The 16,283-nt window shown below is 70.6% G+C and carries 17 protein-coding genes; 11 read left to right on the plus strand and 6 right to left on the minus strand.

All coding sequences use genetic code 11. The annotated features are described in order from the left end of the window. Positions 1 to 47: 47 nt before the first annotated feature. Positions 48 to 974: an RNA polymerase sigma factor SigF gene (locus ACZ470_RS32035; protein WP_468432890.1), complete on the minus strand. Its 927-nt coding sequence runs from the start codon at positions 972 to 974 to the stop codon at positions 48 to 50. A 240-nt stretch (positions 975 to 1,214) separates the two neighbouring features. Between ACZ470_RS32035 and ACZ470_RS32040 the strand changes: the two genes are divergently transcribed. Together ACZ470_RS32040 and ACZ470_RS32045 are read left to right on the plus strand one after the other, a co-directional pair. Next, entirely contained in the window at positions 1,215 to 1,592 is a 378-nt protein-coding gene (locus ACZ470_RS32040) for an STAS domain-containing protein (protein WP_468432892.1), read from the plus strand. Between the two features lie 197 nt (positions 1,593 to 1,789). After that, positions 1,790 to 2,329 carry an ATP-binding protein gene (locus ACZ470_RS32045; protein ID WP_468432894.1) on the plus strand — a complete coding sequence of 180 codons (540 nt, stop codon included), beginning with the start codon at positions 1,790 to 1,792 and terminating at the stop codon, positions 2,327 to 2,329. A gap of 188 nt (positions 2,330 to 2,517) precedes the next feature. Here ACZ470_RS32045 and ACZ470_RS32050 read toward each other — a convergent pair whose 3' ends face one another. Further along, the gene (locus tag ACZ470_RS32050) at positions 2,518 to 4,014 is read right to left on the minus strand and encodes an oligopeptide:H+ symporter (RefSeq protein ID WP_468432895.1); all 1,497 of its coding nucleotides are present in this window, start codon (positions 4,012 to 4,014) and stop codon (positions 2,518 to 2,520) included. A 513-nt stretch (positions 4,015 to 4,527) separates the two neighbouring features. Here ACZ470_RS32050 and ACZ470_RS32055 point away from each other — a divergent pair. Together ACZ470_RS32055 and ACZ470_RS32060 are read left to right on the plus strand one after the other, a co-directional pair. Further along, positions 4,528 to 5,205: a response regulator transcription factor gene (locus ACZ470_RS32055; RefSeq protein WP_468432897.1), complete on the plus strand. Its 678-nt coding sequence runs from the start codon at positions 4,528 to 4,530 to the stop codon at positions 5,203 to 5,205. Between the two features lie 32 nt (positions 5,206 to 5,237). Next, positions 5,238 to 6,512, plus strand: coding sequence for an ATP-binding protein (locus tag ACZ470_RS32060; RefSeq protein ID WP_468432899.1), 1,275 nt, complete (start codon positions 5,238 to 5,240; stop codon positions 6,510 to 6,512). 33 nt (positions 6,513 to 6,545) lie between these two features. Here ACZ470_RS32060 and ACZ470_RS32065 read toward each other — a convergent pair whose 3' ends face one another. Further along, a complete protein-coding gene (locus tag ACZ470_RS32065) occupies positions 6,546 to 7,040 on the minus strand; it encodes a GtrA family protein (RefSeq protein WP_468432900.1) in 495 nt (164 codons plus the stop codon). A 154-nt stretch (positions 7,041 to 7,194) separates the two neighbouring features. On the opposite strand from ACZ470_RS32065, the gene ACZ470_RS32070 reads away from it, so the two are divergent. The 4 genes from ACZ470_RS32070 to ACZ470_RS32085 all read left to right on the plus strand — a co-directional run bounded on the left by ACZ470_RS32070 (position 7,195) and on the right by ACZ470_RS32085 (position 11,372). Beyond that, positions 7,195 to 8,334 (plus strand): 5-(carboxyamino)imidazole ribonucleotide synthase, encoded by a 1,140-nt coding sequence (locus tag ACZ470_RS32070; RefSeq protein WP_468432902.1) that lies wholly within the window; start codon positions 7,195 to 7,197, stop codon positions 8,332 to 8,334. Continuing rightward, on the plus strand, positions 8,331 to 8,855 hold the full coding sequence (purE, locus tag ACZ470_RS32075; protein ID WP_468432904.1) for a 5-(carboxyamino)imidazole ribonucleotide mutase: 525 nt from the start codon (positions 8,331 to 8,333) through the stop codon (positions 8,853 to 8,855). Before ACZ470_RS32070 ends, purE begins: the two co-directional genes overlap by 4 nt. A gap of 14 nt (positions 8,856 to 8,869) precedes the next feature. Continuing rightward, on the plus strand, positions 8,870 to 10,048 hold the full coding sequence (locus ACZ470_RS32080) for a dipeptidase (RefSeq protein WP_468432905.1): 1,179 nt from the start codon (positions 8,870 to 8,872) through the stop codon (positions 10,046 to 10,048). Positions 10,049 to 10,244: 196 nt separating this feature from the next. Beyond that, entirely contained in the window at positions 10,245 to 11,372 is a 1,128-nt protein-coding gene (locus tag ACZ470_RS32085; protein WP_468432907.1) for a dipeptidase, read from the plus strand. An 11-nt stretch (positions 11,373 to 11,383) separates the two neighbouring features. Here ACZ470_RS32085 and ACZ470_RS32090 read toward each other — a convergent pair whose 3' ends face one another. Together ACZ470_RS32090 and ACZ470_RS32095 are read right to left on the minus strand one after the other, a co-directional pair. Next, on the minus strand, positions 11,384 to 11,776 hold the full coding sequence (locus tag ACZ470_RS32090; RefSeq protein ID WP_468432908.1) for a VOC family protein: 393 nt from the start codon (positions 11,774 to 11,776) through the stop codon (positions 11,384 to 11,386). A gap of 24 nt (positions 11,777 to 11,800) precedes the next feature. Beyond that, complete coding sequence (locus ACZ470_RS32095; RefSeq protein WP_468432910.1) at positions 11,801 to 12,160, minus strand: VOC family protein; 360 nt, start codon at positions 12,158 to 12,160, stop codon at positions 11,801 to 11,803. Between the two features lie 109 nt (positions 12,161 to 12,269). Between ACZ470_RS32095 and ACZ470_RS32100 the strand changes: the two genes are divergently transcribed. Further along, complete coding sequence (locus tag ACZ470_RS32100; protein WP_468432911.1) at positions 12,270 to 12,776, plus strand: CGNR zinc finger domain-containing protein; 507 nt, start codon at positions 12,270 to 12,272, stop codon at positions 12,774 to 12,776. Positions 12,777 to 12,987: 211 nt separating this feature from the next. Here the strand turns inward: ACZ470_RS32100 and ACZ470_RS32105 are convergent, their stop codons facing one another. Then, the gene (locus ACZ470_RS32105; RefSeq protein WP_468432913.1) at positions 12,988 to 14,331 is read right to left on the minus strand and encodes a UDP-glucose dehydrogenase family protein; all 1,344 of its coding nucleotides are present in this window, start codon (positions 14,329 to 14,331) and stop codon (positions 12,988 to 12,990) included. Between the two features lie 181 nt (positions 14,332 to 14,512). On the opposite strand from ACZ470_RS32105, the gene ACZ470_RS32110 reads away from it, so the two are divergent. Both ACZ470_RS32110 and ACZ470_RS32115 read left to right on the plus strand, forming a co-directional pair. Continuing rightward, positions 14,513 to 15,670, plus strand: a complete 1,158-nt coding sequence (locus tag ACZ470_RS32110) for an acyl-CoA dehydrogenase (protein WP_468432915.1) — start codon at positions 14,513 to 14,515, stop codon at positions 15,668 to 15,670. Between the two features lie 102 nt (positions 15,671 to 15,772). Beyond that, the gene (locus tag ACZ470_RS32115; protein WP_468432917.1) at positions 15,773 to 16,141 is read left to right on the plus strand and encodes a four-helix bundle copper-binding protein; all 369 of its coding nucleotides are present in this window, start codon (positions 15,773 to 15,775) and stop codon (positions 16,139 to 16,141) included. The last annotated feature ends 142 nt before the right edge of the window (positions 16,142 to 16,283 follow it).

Below are 16,283 nucleotides of genomic sequence, written 5' to 3' on the forward strand. Positions count from 1 at the left end.
ATCCGGCGCCCGCAGGGCGCGGGGCGCGGTCACGGACGAACGCTCCGTCACTCCTCGAGCGTGAGCCCCTTGCGCAGTTTCACCAGTGTGCGCGAGAGCAGGCGCGAGACGTGCATCTGGGAGATGCCCAGTTCCTCGCCGATCTCCGACTGGGTCATGCCCGCGACGAAGCGCAGCGAGAGGATCTTCCGGTCCCGCGGCGGCAGTTCGGCGATGAGCGGCTTCAACGACTCGACGTACTCGATGCCTTCGAGCCCGTGGTCCTCGTAGCCGATCCGGTCCGCCAGCGCGCCCTCGGCGTCGTCCTCCTCCGGCTGGGCGTCCAGCGAGGAGGCGGTGTACGCGTTCGACGCCGCCATGCCCTCGACGACCTCGTCGTTGGTGAGGCCCAGGCGCTCCGCCAGCTCGGCCACCGTCGGCGCGCGGTCGAGCTGCTGGGCCAGTTCGTCACCGGCCTTGGCCAGGTCGAGCCGGAGCTCCTGCAGCCGGCGCGGTACGCGCACGGACCACGAGGTGTCGCGGAAGAAGCGCTTGATCTCGCCGATGATGGTCGGCATCGCGAAGGTGGGGAACTCCACACCGCGCGACAGCTCGAAGCGGTCGATCGCCTTGATCAGGCCGATGGTGCCGACCTGGATGATGTCCTCCATCGGCTCGCTGCGCGAGCGGAAGCGGGAGGCGGCGAACTTGACCAGGGCGAGGTTCAGTTCGACGAGCGTGTTGCGTACGTACGAGTACTCGTGGGTGCCTTCCTCCAGCGACTCCAGGCGCTCGAAGAGGGTCTTGGACAGGGCCCTGGCGTCGACCGGGCCCACCTCGTCGTACGGGGGGATCTCCGGGAGTCCGGCGAGTAGGTCGTCCGGGACGACACCCGGGTCGTCCTGCTCGATGGGATCCAGATGTTCCGGAAGGGGTGTCGACGTCGCTTTCGGGGTAGGCGATGCGTCGAGCCGGGGTGACATGATGTCCTCCATCGTTCTCGGCATATGGCTGCCGAAGCCGATACGTGCACTGCGGTGTGCGGCGCCTCCAAAGCCGGCCGTGGTCGGTTACGTGTCCTTACTAGCCCTACCCGCTATCCCGAGCAGACCGCAAGTGCGTTATGTTCTCATATGTCCATTTGTGTGTGATTGTTCGGCTGTCGGAGCATGGCCGGAAGGCGTAATGTTCGAGGACGTCAGCAGGCAGCCACGACCTCGGGAGAGAGAGACGGCATGGACCGCGGGACGGTCGGCAGCGCACAGTCGGGCCGGCTTCTGGTCGAGGTGCGAGAAGAGGGCCCCAGTGCCGTCGTGACCCCGGCGGGTGAGTTGGATCACCACACCGCCGATCTGTTGCGTGAGCCACTGGAGGACTGCCTCGCCAAGGGATTCAAGCGGCTTGTCATCGACTGCTCCCGGCTTGAGTTCTGTGACTCCACGGGGCTGAACGTGCTGCTCGGCGCCCGGCTGAAGGCCGAGGCCGCCGGGGGCGGGGTCCACCTCGCCGGGATGCAGCCCGTGGTCGCGCGCGTTTTCGAGATCACGGGAGCGGACGCGGTGTTCTCCGTCCACGACACTCTCGAGGCGGCGCTCGCCGACGATTCCGCGTGACTCGCCGCGCCTTTCCGCGCGCACACGGGCGCGAATATGGGGGTGTCCCCTCGGCCCGCTCGGGCAGGAGTCATCCTGAACGTGCCGGACGGGGTGGTCGCGAGGGTGCCGGGAACCGGCTGAGCCCCGCGCGCGTGACTGAACGGGTACGGAATCTTGTGAATCGTGAACTGGTGACACGGTGAGGTGAAGCGCTGATGAGCACCACCCGGCCCTACTCGCCGGGGGACCACGGTCCGGAGCCCGGCGGCGCTTCCGGGACGCCCGGGGGCGGCGCTTCGGCGGGGAGCGCGTCCGACGGGGGCGTTGCCGTGCCCACGGCGCCTTCGGGGTCCTCCCGCCGGCTGAGCTTCGACGGCCAGAGCGGTGTCGTGCCGCTCGCCCGTGACTTCACCCGCCAGGCGCTGTACGCGTGGGGCTGGCTGCCCGCGGCCACCGCGGATCAGCGGGCCGCCGCCGAGGACGTCCTGCTCGTCGTCTCGGAGCTGGTCACCAACGCCTGTCTGCACGCCGAGGGGCCGGATCTGCTGGTCATCACCTGCGAGAAGAAGGTGATCCGGATCGAGGTCACCGACCGGGGGACGGGGCAGCCGGCTCCGCGGACCCCGCACCGGGCGGGCCGCCCCGGCGGCCACGGCATGTTCATCGTGCAGAGACTCTGCCTGGACTGGGGGGTCGTCCGGGCCCCGGACGTCACGGGCAAGACGGTCTGGGCGGAGCTCGGAGCCCCCGCGTAGCGTTTTCGCCCCCGCCGCCCCTTCCCGTCCCGAACCTGGGGCTCCGCCCCAGACCCCGCTCCTCAAACGCCGGAGGGGCTGAAATCAGCCCCTCCGGCGTTTGCGCCCCCTGGGGCTTGTGGCCGCACGCCCGAAGGCCCCGCATCCAGCCGGATGCGGGGCCCTTCGGTGAGCCGTGGGGGGAAGGCTCAGCGCACGTCGCCCATGAGGGCCTTGACCTTCTTGCGGTACATCCACACCGCGACACCGGCGACCACCGCAAGGCTCGCCTCCATCGCGACGATGCCCGTCTTGTTCAGGTCGACCCCGGCGATGGAGAGCAGACCGGTCGTCGCGTCACCGGCGGTGACCGCCAGGAACCAGACACCCATCATCTGCGAGGCGTACTTCGCGGGCGCCATCTTCGTGGTGACGGACAGACCGACCGGGGAGAGCAGCAGCTCACCGACGGTCTGCGTGAAGTAGATCGCCACCAGCCACAGCGCCGCGGCCTTGTGACCGCCCTCGGCGATCGACAGCGGGGCCAGGAAGAGGAAGAAGGAGACACCGACCAGCATCAGACCGGAAGCGAACTTCACGATCGTGCTCGGCTCCTTGCCGCGCCGGTTCAGCGCCAGCCAGATCCACGCGAAGACCGGGGCCAGCGCCATGATCAGGACCGGGTTGACCGACTGGTACCAGGAGACCGGGAACTCCCAGCCGAAGACGCTGTTGTCGGCCGACGAGTCGGCGAAGATCGACAGGGTCGAGCCGCCCTGGTCGTAGATCATCCAGAAGATCGCCGCGGCGACGAAGAACCAGATGTACGCGGACATCTTCGACTGCTCGGCGGTGTCCAGGTCCTTGTCGCGCTTGATGCGGGCGATCACCATCACCGGGACGATCACACCGAGCAGCGTCAGCGGGACCAGGATCCAGTTCAGGGTGTAGTTGCCGCTGAAGCCGATGACGGCGTACGCGACGACGGCGATGCCCGCCCACAGCGCGGACTTGCGCAGCGTCGAGGCCTTCTCCTGCGCGGACAGCGGCTTCGGGACGACGCTGGAGCGCGCGTCCAGGTGACGGCTGCCGAGCAGGAACTGCGCGACACCGAGACCCATGCCCAGCGCGGCGAGCGCGAAGCCCAGGTGCCAGTTGACGCTCTCACCGATGGTGCCGATGATCAGCGGCGCGGCGAAGGCACCCAGGTTGATGCCCATGTAGAAGACGGTGAAGCCACCGTCCCGGCGCGGGTCGTCCGGGCCCTGGTAGAGCTGGCCGACCATCGTGGAGATGTTGGCCTTCAGCAGTCCGGAACCGATGGCGACCAGACCGAGGCCCGCGTAGAAGGTGCCGGAGGACGGCAGGGCCAGCGTCAGGTGGCCGAGCATGATGATTCCGCCGGCGACGGCGACGGTCTTGCGGGGACCCCAGACACGGTCGCCGAACCAGCCGCCCGGCATCGTGAGCAGGTACACCAGCGAGAGGTACACCGAGTAGATCGCGGTCGCGGTGCCCGCGCTCAGCCCGAGGCCGCCCGGCGCGACGAGGTACAGCGGGAGGAGAGCCCTCATGCCGTAGTAGGAGAAACGCTCCCACATCTCGGTCATGAAGAGAGTGGCCAGTCCGCGGGGGTGGCCGAAGAAGGTCTTCTCGGAGCCGGGGGTGCCCGGAGTGACCGAGTCCTTCGTCAGGCTGGACGCCATGGTCGTTCCTTGCTGGTCGGGACGCGTCGCGCGAGCGTGTACGCGCCCGGTGGGGGGCGGCCGGCACCGGCGGGTCCTACCGTCCACCCCACGCCCGAGGGCAGCCGATCCGGATCACGGAGCGGCGGACGGCGACCACCGGGATCCACGCCTGTACGCGCGTCAGTGCGCGGTCCAGGCCCGGCCACAGGTCATTCCTTCCGGGGCCGGCCCGGAAGCCGGCCCGCACACAAAAGAGACCCTCAGCGTGGAGTGCGCCAAAGGTCCCCGTGGTGCAACAGGCGTTGACTCACCATACGGCAGGACACTGCCGGATATGGAAGGACTTGAGACACGGATCACAGGTTTTGGTGGAACCGTGATCACCCATTCGAAGGTCCTTCCCAGGATCGCACCCCACAGCCGCAGGTGTGCAACCGGGCACCGGAGGTGAGAAACGGGTATGCCGGAGGTAAGAGTCAACGCTCGCGATCACACCTCGGGGCCATGGGCGGCGGGACTACCATCACTGGCATGACCCGTGTACTGCTCGCCGAGGACGACGCGTCCATCTCGGAGCCGCTGGCCCGCGCCCTGCGCCGGGAGGGCTACGAAGTCGAGGTGCGTGAGGACGGACCCGCCGCTCTCGAAGCCGGAATGCAGGGCGGCGTCGACCTGGTGGTGCTGGACCTCGGGCTGCCGGGCATGGACGGCCTGGAGGTCGCCCGCCGGCTCCGCTCCGAGGGGCACACGGTTCCGCTGCTGATCCTCACCGCCCGCGCCGACGAGGTGGACACGGTCGTCGGCCTGGACGCGGGCGCCGACGACTACGTCACCAAGCCGTTCCGGCTCGCCGAGCTGCTGGCCCGGGTGAGGGCCCTGCTGCGGCGCGGTGCCGCCGAGCCCCAGCAGCCGCCCGCCACCCACGGGGTGCGCATCGACGTCGAGTCGCACCGGGCCTGGATGGGCGACGAGGAGCTCCAGCTCACCGCGAAGGAGTTCGACCTGCTGCGGGTGCTGGTGCGGGACGCGGGCCGGGTCGTCACCCGGGACCAGCTGATGCGCGAGGTCTGGGACACCACCTGGTGGTCCTCCACCAAGACCCTCGACATGCACATCTCCTGGCTGCGCAAGAAGCTGGGCGACGACGCCGCCAACCCCCGCTACATCGCGACCGTGCGCGGTGTGGGCTTCCGCTTCGAGAAGAGCTGAACCCCCCGGGGTTCACCAGTGAGTAAGAGAACATGCGCCGCCGCCTGATCCAGTCCACGCTCGCCGTGGTGCTCGTCGTGATCGCCGTCTTCGGCGTCTCCCTGGTGATCGTCGAGACCCGCACCATCAGTGAGAGCGCCAGGGAGCGGGTGGAGTCCGAGGCGGTACGGCTCGCCAGCATCGTCGACAGCCGGCTCCTCGTCGAGGACAAGGTCACCGCCGAGATCATCAGCGACCAGGTCACCGAGGACCGGTACGCCGTCATCCGGATCCCCGGCAAGCCGCCCATCGAGGTCGGCACCAAGCCGGACGGCGACGCCATCAGCGCCACGGCACCCGGCGAGGAGGGCGAGACGGTCACCGTCCAGGAGCCGCGCTCCTCGGTGACCCGGGAGGTGGCCCGCACCCTGCTGATCATCGGACTGGTGGCGCTGCTGGCGGTGGTCGCGGCGGTGCTGCTGGCGGTCCGCCAGGCCAACCGGCTCGCCTCACCGCTCACCGACCTCGCGGAGACCGCCGAGCGCCTCGGCTCCGGAGACCCGCGCCCCCGCCACCGCCGCTACGGCGTTCCCGAGCTGGACCGGGTCGCGGACGTGCTGGACCGCTCCGCCGAGCGCATCGCCCGCATGCTGACCGCCGAACGGCGCCTCGCCGCCGACGCCTCCCACCAGCTCCGCACCCCCCTGACCGCGCTGTCCATGCGCCTGGAGGAGATCACCCTCACCGACGACCCGGACACGGTGAAGGAGGAGGCCACGATCGCGCTGGCGCAGGTCGAGCGGCTGACGGACGTGGTGGAACGGCTGCTGACCAACTCCCGCGACCCCCGCACCGGCTCCGCGGTCACCTTCGACCTCGACGAGGTGATCAAGCAGCAGCTCGCGGAGTGGCGCCCCGCCTACCGCAGCGCGGGCCGGGCGATCGTCACCTCCGGCAAGCGGGAGCTGCGGGCGGTGGGCACCCCGGGCGCGGTCGCCCAGGTGCTGGCCGCGCTGATCGAGAACTCGCTGATGCACGGCGGCGGCACGGTCGCCCTGCGCACCCGGGTCACCGGCAACCAGGTCGTCGTCGAGGTCACCGACGAGGGCCCCGGCGTCCCCGCCGAGCTGGGCTCGCGGATCTTCGAACGGGCGATCAGCGGCCACAACTCCACCGGCATCGGACTCGCCGTCGCCCGGGACCTGGCGGAGGCGGACGGCGGCCGACTGGAGATGCTCCAGGCCAAGCCGGCCGTCTTCGGCCTGTTCCTGTCCCGCACGCCTCCGCAGAAGTCCCCGGACGAGGAGAACCGCAGGACGGTCCGCTGACGGCTGGGCGACAGGACGGCTGGGCGACAGGCCCTACGGAACCCGCTGCCTGGGGCGGTGGCCCTCGTCCTCGGGAACCTCGGCCACCGGTGCCGGCTCACGGGCCGGCAGGGCGCGGAAGACCCAGGTGCGGTACGACCAGAAGCGGAACAGGGTCGCGACGCCGATGCCGAGGAACTTGAAGATGTTGCTCTGGAGCGGGCTGTCCCAGCCGAAACCGTACGTCGCCGTGTACAGCACGCCGTTCTCGATGACCAGTCCGATGGCGCTGAACAGCAGGAACAGGGACATCTCACGGGTGCGCCCGGACTTGTCGCGGTCCCGGTAGGTGAAGTAGCGGAAGCCGACGTAGTTGAAGATGATCGCCACGACGGTGGCGATGACGCTCGCCCGCACCACCTGGAGGTCGGTCACCTGCCGGACCAGGTTGAACACGCCCAGGTTGACCAGTACGCCGGCTCCCCCCACCGCGCCGAACTTGGCCACTTCCCGGAAGAGCCGTTGAAGCCCCGAGGAACCACGTTCCATCGTCTGAAGGCTCCCGTCCGTCGAATGCGTCAACTCAGTCATGCTAACCACCCGCACGCGCGATCTTCCTGCGGACGCGGGCCGTTGATCGCGGACCTTCCCGTGGGAGGGGCGCGAAATCGGCCACGGTGGCGCGGGCCGATACCCTGGGGGCGTGACGTTCCCGGTAGTCGGCATGGTCGGCGGGGGGCAGCTCGCTCGTATGACACACGAGGCGGGCATCCCGCTCGGCATCAGGTTCAAGCTCCTCAGTGACACTCCGCAGGATTCCGCGGCGCAGGTGGTCGGCGATGTCGTCGTCGGCGACTACCGCGACCTGGACACGCTGCGCGCGTTCGCGCGCGGCTGCGACGTGATCACCTTCGACCACGAGCACGTGCCCACCGAGCACCTCAGGGCCCTGGAGGCGGACGGCATCCCCGTCCGCCCGGGCCCCGACGCGCTCGTGCACGCCCAGGACAAGGGCGTGATGCGCGCGAAGCTCGACGCGATCGGCGTGCCGTGCCCGCGGCACCGCATCGTCGCCGACCCCGCGGACGTGGCCGCGTTCGCGGCGGAGGGCGATGGCTTTCCCGTCGTGCTGAAGACCGTCCGCGGCGGATACGACGGCAAGGGCGTGTGGGTCGTCGACTCCGTCGAGGAGGCCGCCGAGCCGTTCAAGGCCGGTGTGCCCGTCCTCGCCGAGGAGAAGGTCGACTTCGTGCGCGAGCTGGCCGCCAACGTGGTCCGCTCCCCGCACGGCCAGGCCGTCGCCTACCCCGTCGTCGAGTCCCAGCAGGTGAACGGCGTCTGCGACACGGTCATCGCCCCCGCGCCCGGCCTCGACGAGGGCCTCGCCCTGAAGGCCGAGGAGATGGCGCTGAACATCGCCAAGGAGCTCGGCGTCGTCGGCCACCTCGCGGTGGAGCTGTTCCAGACCCGGGACGGCCGCATCCTTGTCAACGAACTCGCGATGCGCCCGCACAACTCCGGCCACTGGTCCCAGGACGGCGCGATCACCTCGCAGTTCGCCAACCACGTGCGCGCCGTCCTCGACCTCCCGCTCGGCGACCCCCGCCCGCGCGCCAAGTGGACGGTCATGGTCAACGTCCTCGGCGGCGACTACCCGGACATGTACTCCGCGTACCTGCACTGCATGGCCCGCGACCCCCAGCTGAAGATCCACATGTACGGCAAGGACGTGAAGCCCGGCCGCAAGGTCGGACACGTCAACACCTACGGCGACGACCTGGACGACGTGCTGGAGCGCGCCCGTCACGCAGCCGGCTACCTGAGAGGCACGATCACCGAATGAGCCCTGTTGTCGGCATCGTCATGGGGTCGGACTCCGACTGGCCCGTCATGGAAGCGGCGGCCAAGGCCCTCGACGAGTTCGAGATCGACTACGAGGTCGACGTCGTCTCCGCGCACCGCATGCCCCGCGAGATGATCGCGTACGGCGAGCAGGCCGCGGACCGGGGGCTCAAGGCGATCATCGCGGGCGCGGGCGGCGCCGCGCACCTGCCCGGCATGCTCGCCTCGGTCACCCCGCTGCCCGTCATCGGTGTGCCCGTGCCGCTGAAGCACCTCGACGGCATGGACTCCCTGCTGTCCATCGTGCAGATGCCGGCCGGTGTCCCGGTCGCCACCGTGTCCGTCGCCGGCGCCCGCAACGCGGGCCTGCTGGCGGTCCGGATCCTCGCCGCCCACGACGAGGAACTCCTCGGCCGCATGCGGGAGTTCCAGCAGGACCTCAACGACCAGGCCACCGAGAAGGGCAAGCGCCTGCGCGCCAAGGCCGAGGGGTCCGGCGGCGGCTTCGGATTCGGCAAGTGAGCGGGGTGGGTTCGATGACGTCCCTCGACGACGCCCGCGCGCTGCTGGCCGAGTTCCCCGTCGTCGACGGGCACAACGACCTGCCGTGGGCGCTGCGCGAGCAGGTCCGCTACGACCTCGCCGCCCGTGACATCGCCGGTGACCAGTCCGCGCACCTGCACACCGACATCCCCCGGCTGCGCGCGGGCGGGGTCGGCGCGCAGTTCTGGTCGGTGTACGTCCGCGCGGACCTGCCCGACCCGGTGCCGGCGACCCTGGAACAGATCGACTGCGTACGGCAGTTGCTGGCGCGCCACCCGGAGGACCTGGCGCCCGCGCTGACCGCCGCCGACATGGAGGCGGCGCGCGGACAGGGCCGTATCGCCTCCCTCATGGGCGCGGAGGGCGGCCACTCGATCGCCAACTCCCTCGGCACCCTGCGCGGGTTGTACGACCTCGGCGTGCGCTATCTGACCCTCACCCACAACTTCAACGTGGCGTGGGCGGACTCGGCGACCGACGAGCCCGGTGTGGGCGGTCTGTCGGCGTTCGGCCGCGAGGTGGTGCGGGAGATGAACCGGCTCGGCATGCTGGTCGACCTCTCCCACGTCGCCGCGACGACCATGCGGGACGCGCTGGACGCCACCTCCGCGCCGGTGATCTTCTCCCACTCCTCCGCCCGGGCGGTCTGCGACCACCCGCGCAACATCCCGGACGACGTGCTGGAGCGGCTGCCCGCCAACGGCGGCGTCGCGATGGTGACGTTCGTGCCGAAGTTCGTGCTCCAGGCCGCCGTCGACTGGACGGCCGCCGCCGACGAGAACATGCGCGCGCACGGCTTCCACCACCTCGACACCACCGCCGAGGCGATGAAGATCCACCGAGCCTTCGAGGAGGCCCACCCGCGCCCCGTCGCGACGGTGTCCACGGTGGCCGACCACCTGGACCACATGCGCGAGGTCGCCGGCGTCGACCACCTCGGCATCGGCGGCGACTACGACGGCACGGCCTTCACCCCCGACGGCCTGAACGACGTCTCCGGCTACCCGAACCTGCTCGCCGAGCTCCTCGACCGCGGCTGGTCCAGGTCCGACCTGGCCAAGCTCACCTGGCAGAACGCGGTACGGGTCCTGGCCGCGGCGGAGGACGTGGCCCGCGACCTCCAGAAGACCCGGTCCCCGTCCAACGCGACCCTGGACTCCCTGGACGCCTGACCTTTCAGCCCGTCCGGCGCAACCCAGCCCCTCCGGCGTTTGAGGAGCGGGGTCCGGGGCGGAGCCCCGGGGACGGGAAGGGAAGGGGCGGAGGGGGCGACTCAAATACCCCGAACGCCCCACCCACCAGGAACCCCCCACCCGCCCCGTGCGACGGTGACCGTATCGCCGAGGTCACCGACGTACGGAGCCCGTGATGGCCGATCTCCAGGACGACCTGCCCGCCACCGCCGAGATCGGCCGCGTCGAGGACCCGTACCCCGAGGAGGCGGTACTCGTCGCACCGGAGACGTACGAGCCCGTCTCCGACCCGGACGCCGAGCCCCTGACCCGCGCCCGCGCCGTCCTCACCGCCCACCCCGTCGCCGACGGCTACAGCGGACTCCCCCGGGCGCTGCGCCGACTGCCCTGGTACGACCTCGACCTCGGGGAGAGCGCCGTCGACGCGGACGTGCCCCGGCTCCGCGAGGGCAGCGTCGGCGCCGTGTTCTGGTCGCTGCACCTCCCCGAGGGACTCGACGGCGACCGGGCCGTCGGCGCCACCCTGGACCAGCTCGACCTGGCGAAGTCGGTGGTCGCCGCCCACGACGAGGGCCTGCTCCCCGCCCGGACCGCGGGAGAGGTCAGCGACGCCCGCAACCGCGGCCGGGTCGCGGTCCTGTTCGGCCCCGCCGGAGCCGCGGCTCTCGGCGACTCCCTCGGCGTCCTGCGCTCGCTGCACACCCTCGGAGTGCGCGTGCTCACCCTGGCGGGCGCCTCCTGGGCGGGAGCCTCGGGACTGACCCGGTTCGGCGAGGAGGTCGTCCGCGAGATGAACCGTGTCGGCATGATCGCCGACCTCTCGTACGCCTCCCCGCCGACGATCCGCCGCGTCCTCACCCTCTCCAGGGCGCCCGTGCTGTTCAGCCGTTCCGCCGCCGGCGAGCTGCGCCCCCACCCGGCCAACCTTCCCGACGACCTGCTCGCCGACGTCGGCAGGGCCAAGGCCCTGTGCATGGTGCCGCTGACCGCCGAGCAGTCCGGTCCGACCGTCCGCGACGTCGCCGACCACCTCGACCACATCCGCGCCACCGCCGGACCGGAGAGCGTCGGCCTGTCCGGCGCGTACGACACCGGCGACACCCACCCCCAGGAGCTCCGCGACACCTCCTGCTATCCGAGGCTGATCGCCGAACTGCTGCGGCGTGGCTGGGACGAGACCGAGGTCGCCCTGCTGACCTGGGGCAACGTCCAGCGGGTACTGCGCGGCGCCGGCTTCACCGCTCACGCGGCCCAGCAGCGCCGCCCTCCGTCGACGGCGACCATCGCCGAGCTGGACGGCTGACGGCGGGAGGGTCAGGGCTGTTCGATCCGGCAGAGGCAGAAGGGGTGACCCGCCGGGTCGGCGTACACCCGGAAGTCCTTGCTCTCGTAGTCCTCCCGGTCCAGCACCCGCGCCCCCAGCGCCAGCACCTTCTCCTCCGCCGTGTCGATCTCCTCCCAGGTCCCGCCCGCGTCGAAGTCGAGGTGGAACTGCTGGGAGTCGTGGTCGGCGCGCGGCCACTCGGGCGGGGTGTGCCCCGGCGCCCGCTGGAAGGCCAGCCGCGGCCCCGCCGGGACCTGGAGCACCACCCAGTCCGCGTCCTCCTCCACGGGCGTGCCACCGGCGACCGCCGCGTAGAAGACCGCCAGCTCACGCGGGTCGGGGCAGTCGAGGACGACGGAACGCAGACGGGCCACGGCGGCCATGGGTCCTCCCGGTGTCAGCAGGTGTCAGCAGGCGCAGAGACAGAACGGGTGCCCGGCCGGATCCGCGTAAACCCGGAAGGTCCGCGCGCGGTCCTCGGCGTCCAGCGGCCTCGCGCCCAGCGCCAGCACCTCCTTCTCGGCGGCGTCCAGGTCCTCGACCGTCAGGTCCAGGTGGAACTGCTGCGCGCCGTCGTCGGACGGCCACGTCGGCGGGACGTACGCCGGGGCGGCCTGGAAGGCGAGGACCGGACCGCCGGGCACCTTCAGGTCCACCCACTCGCCCTCGTCCACCACCGTGCCGCCCACCACCTCGGCGTAGAAGTCCGCCAGCGCGCGCGGGTCCGGACAGTCCAGGACGACGGAGCCCACTGTGGCAAAGGACATGACTGCCTCCTTGTTGTTACCTTCAGAGCGGGGTTACGGGTAACCGTTACCGCATGCTGCCGCATGGGGGGTAACGTCGCAAGGGAATAGCGGGAGGTAGCGTCCAGGCATGAGTGAGCGAGCGGCCCCGCCCGGGGGACTGGTCCTGGTGCGGGACCTGGTCAACACGCTGGACATCGAGTCGGGCGCCGACGCGCTGGACACGGCGGACGTCCGGGCGCGCTTCGGACTCACCGAGGACGCCGTCGCACCCGCCCGCGAGCTGCGCGAGTCGCTGCGCGCCACGCTGCTCGCCCACGCCGGACACGCGCCCCACCGGGAGGTCACCCCGCTCGGCGAGCTGCTCGCCCGTGCCCCGCTGGTGGTCACCGTCGACACGGCGGACGGCTCGGCCGCCCTCGTCCCCGTCGACGACGGGCCCCTGCTCTCGCGCATAGCCGGCGCCGTCGCGGAGGCGGTCACGGCGGACACCTGGAACCGGCTGAAGGCGTGCGAGGCCGCGGACTGTCACTGGGCGTACTACGACCGCAGCCCCGCGGGACGCGGCCGCTGGTGCTCCATGCGGGTGTGCGGGGCCCGCGCGAAGATGCGCCGCTACCGGGCGAAGGGGGCGTGAACGCTCCGCTGGGTCTCCGTGGTCGTCCGCGGCGCCGTCGTGGCTGGTCGCGCAGTTCCCCGCGCCCCTTCAGGGCGCGTGACGCCGGGCGTCGTTGTGCCCCTTTGGGGCGCGTAGGGCCGCCGGGGGCGCATCGCTTGGGGCAGAATGCAGCAGGGCGCCGGTTCGGCCGACTGAGCCTCGGCCGAACCGGCGTCACCCGCGGGATGCCCTATGCGGTGGGGCGACCCATCGCGCGGTAGCGCCAGCCGGCCCGCCGCCAGGCTTCCGGGTCCAGCGCGTTGCGGCCGTCGAGGATCAGGCGGTCCGCCGCCACCTCGCCCAGCGCCGCCGGGTCCAGCTCGCGGAACTCCCGCCACTCCGTCAGGTGCAGCACCACGTCCGCGCCGCGCACCGCCTCCAGCGCCGAATCGGCGTACCCCAGGGTCGGGAAGAGGCTGCGGGCGTTGTCCATGCCCTTCGGGTCGTACACCGTGACCTGGCCGCCCTGGAGGTGGATCTGCCCGGCCACGTTCAGCGCCGGCGAGTCCCGTACGTCGTCCGAGTCCGGCTTGAAGGTCGCGCCCAGCACCGCCACCCGCTTGCCCAGGAACGCCCCGCCGCCCAGCGCCTGCCGGGTCAGCTCCACCATCCGGCCGCGCTGCCGCATGTTGATCGAGTCGATCTCCCGCAGGAACGTCAGCGCCTGGTCCGCGCCCAGCTCACCGGCGCGCGCCATGAACGCCCGGATGTCCTTCGGCAGACAGCCGCCGCCGAAACCGATCCCGGCGCGCAGGAACTTCTTGCCGATCCGGTCGTCGTAGCCGATGGCCTCCGCCAGCTTGGCGACATCGCCGTCCGCGGCCTCGCACACCTCCGCCATCGCGTTGATGAACGAGATCTTGGTGGCCAGGAAGGAGTTCGCGGAGGTCTTCACCAGCTCCGCCGTGGCGAAGTCGGTCACGACGAACGGCGAGCCCTCCTCGATCGGCGTGGCGTACACCTCCCGCAGCACCTTCTCCGCCCGCTCGCTGCGCACGCCCACCACGAGCCGGTCCGGGTGCAGGGTGTCCTCGACGGCGAAGCCCTCGCGCAGGAACTCCGGGTTCCACGCCAGCTCGGCGTCCTCCCCGGCCGGGGCGTGCTCGGCCAGATAGGCGGCCAGCCGGTCGGCCGAGCCGACGGGCACCGTCGACTTCCCGACGACCAGCGCGGGACCCTTCAGATGCGGTGCGAGCGAGGCGAACGCGGAGTCGACGTACGACATGTCGCAGGCGTACTCGCCGTGCCGCTGCGGGGTGTTCACACAGACGAAGTGGACGTCGCCGAACTCACCGACCTCGGCCCAGTCCGTGGTGAACCGCAGCCGCCCGCTGGACCCCTCGATCCCGGCGACATGCCGGCGCAGCAGCTCTTCCAGCCCCGGCTCGTACATCGGGACCTCACCGCGCCGGAGCTTGTCGATCTTCTCCGGTACGACATCGAGACCCAGCACCTCGAAGCCCAGCTCCGCCATGGCAGCCGCGTGGGTCGCGCCGAGATAACCGGTGCCGATCACGGTGATCTTGAGGGCCATGGGAGCTCCAGGGGTAAACGGCATGCAGTGCGGGCCCGAGCATAACCGGGGCCCCCGGGGCGTCAGCGCAGGGCTGTCGCCCAGCTCACCTATCCACAACAGTGGATGAAGGCCTAAAATTTGAGTTACTTAACGGTAGTTAGCGTGACCAGCATCGCAGTGTTTTGGAGCGTGAGAGACCTTGGCCGGATCGGCTGACTTCGACCTGTACCGCCCGTCCGAGGAGCACGACATGCTCCGCGACGCCGTCCGCTCACTGGCCGAGGCGAAGATCGCGCCGTACGCCGCCGCGGTGGACGAGGAGGCCCGCTTCCCCCGGGAGGCACTCGACGCGCTCGTCGCGAACGACCTGCACGCCGTCCACGTCCCCGAGGAGTACGGCGGCGCCGGCGCGGACGCCCTCGCGACGGTCATAGTGATCGAGGAGGTGGCCCGCGTCTGCGCGTCCTCCTCCCTCATCCCCGCCGTGAACAAGCTGGGCTCGCTGCCCGTCATCCTGTCCGGCTCCGAGGCGCTGAAGAAGAAGTACATGACCCCGCTCGCCAAGGGCGACGGCATGTTCTCGTACTGCCTCTCCGAGCCCGACGCCGGCTCCGACGCCGCAGGGATGAAGACCAAGGCGGTCCGCGACGGCGACACCTACGTCCTCAACGGCGTGAAGCGCTGGATCACCAACGCCGGCGAGTCCGAGTACTACACGGTGATGGCCGTCACCGACCCCACCAAGCGCTCCAAGGGCATCTCCGCCTTCGTCGTGGAGAAGTCCGACGAGGGCGTCTCCTTCGGCGCTCCGGAGAAGAAGCTCGGCATCAAGGGCTCGCCCACCCGCGAGGTCTACCTGGACAACGTCCGCATCCCCGCCGACCGCATGATCGGCGAGGAGGGCACCGGCTTCGCCACGGCGATGAAGACGCTGGACCACACCCGCATCACCATCGCCGCCCAGGCCCTCGGCATCGCCCAGGGCGCCCTCGACTACGCCAAGGGCTACGTCAAGGAGCGCAAGCAGTTCGGCAAGCCGATCGCCGACTTCCAGGGCATCCAGTTCATGCTCGCCGACATGGCCATGAAGATCGAGGCCGCCCGCCAGCTGACGTACGCGGCCGCCGCCAAGTCCGAGCGCGGCGACGGCGACCTCACCTTCCAGGGCGCCGCCGCCAAGTGCTTCGCCTCGGACGTCGCCATGGAGGTCACCACGGACGCCGTGCAGCTCCTCGGCGGCTACGGCTACACCCGCGACTACCCGGTCGAGCGGATGATGCGCGACGCCAAGATCACCCAGATCTACGAGGGCACCAACCAGGTCCAGCGGATCGTGATGGCCCGCAACCTGCCGTAGCGGGGTCCGTTTCGTCCGTCCTGTGGTGGTCTTGGGGCCGGGGGCGTAGGACGGAGGGGCGAGGGCCGAGCCCCGGCCCTCTCCGTCCCCCCGGGAGGAACCATGACTCAGCAGCAGCCCTCCACCATGGAACCGATGAGCCGGCAGATGCAGGACTGCATCCAGGCGTGCATGGCCTGCCACAGCGTGTGCGAGGAGACCATGAGCTCCTGTCTGCACATGGGCGGCCAGCCCCAGATGCGGATCATGCGGGCGCTCATGGACTGCTCGGAGATGACCCGCATGTGCGCGGACATGATGATGCGCCGCTCGCCGCTGGCGAACGAGATGTGCATGATGTGCGCGCAGGCGTGCGACATGTGCGCCGAGGCGTGTATGTCCATGCCGGACGACGACCGGATGATGAGCTGCGCCGACTCCTGTCGCCGCTGCTCGGAGATGTGCCGTGCCATGGCGGGCGCCACGATGTGACGCCCCCGGACACAGGTGTGGGGACCCCGCGGGGTGCCCCCCGCCGGTTTCGTTTTTCTTTGCGGTGACCTTTTCTTCTTTTTTTCGCTTGCTCCCCCCCTGTTTCCCCCTCGCCCTTTCCCCAAAACGATTTCCGCCCCTG

This window comes from Streptomyces sp. NPDC031111 (assembly GCF_055570675.1).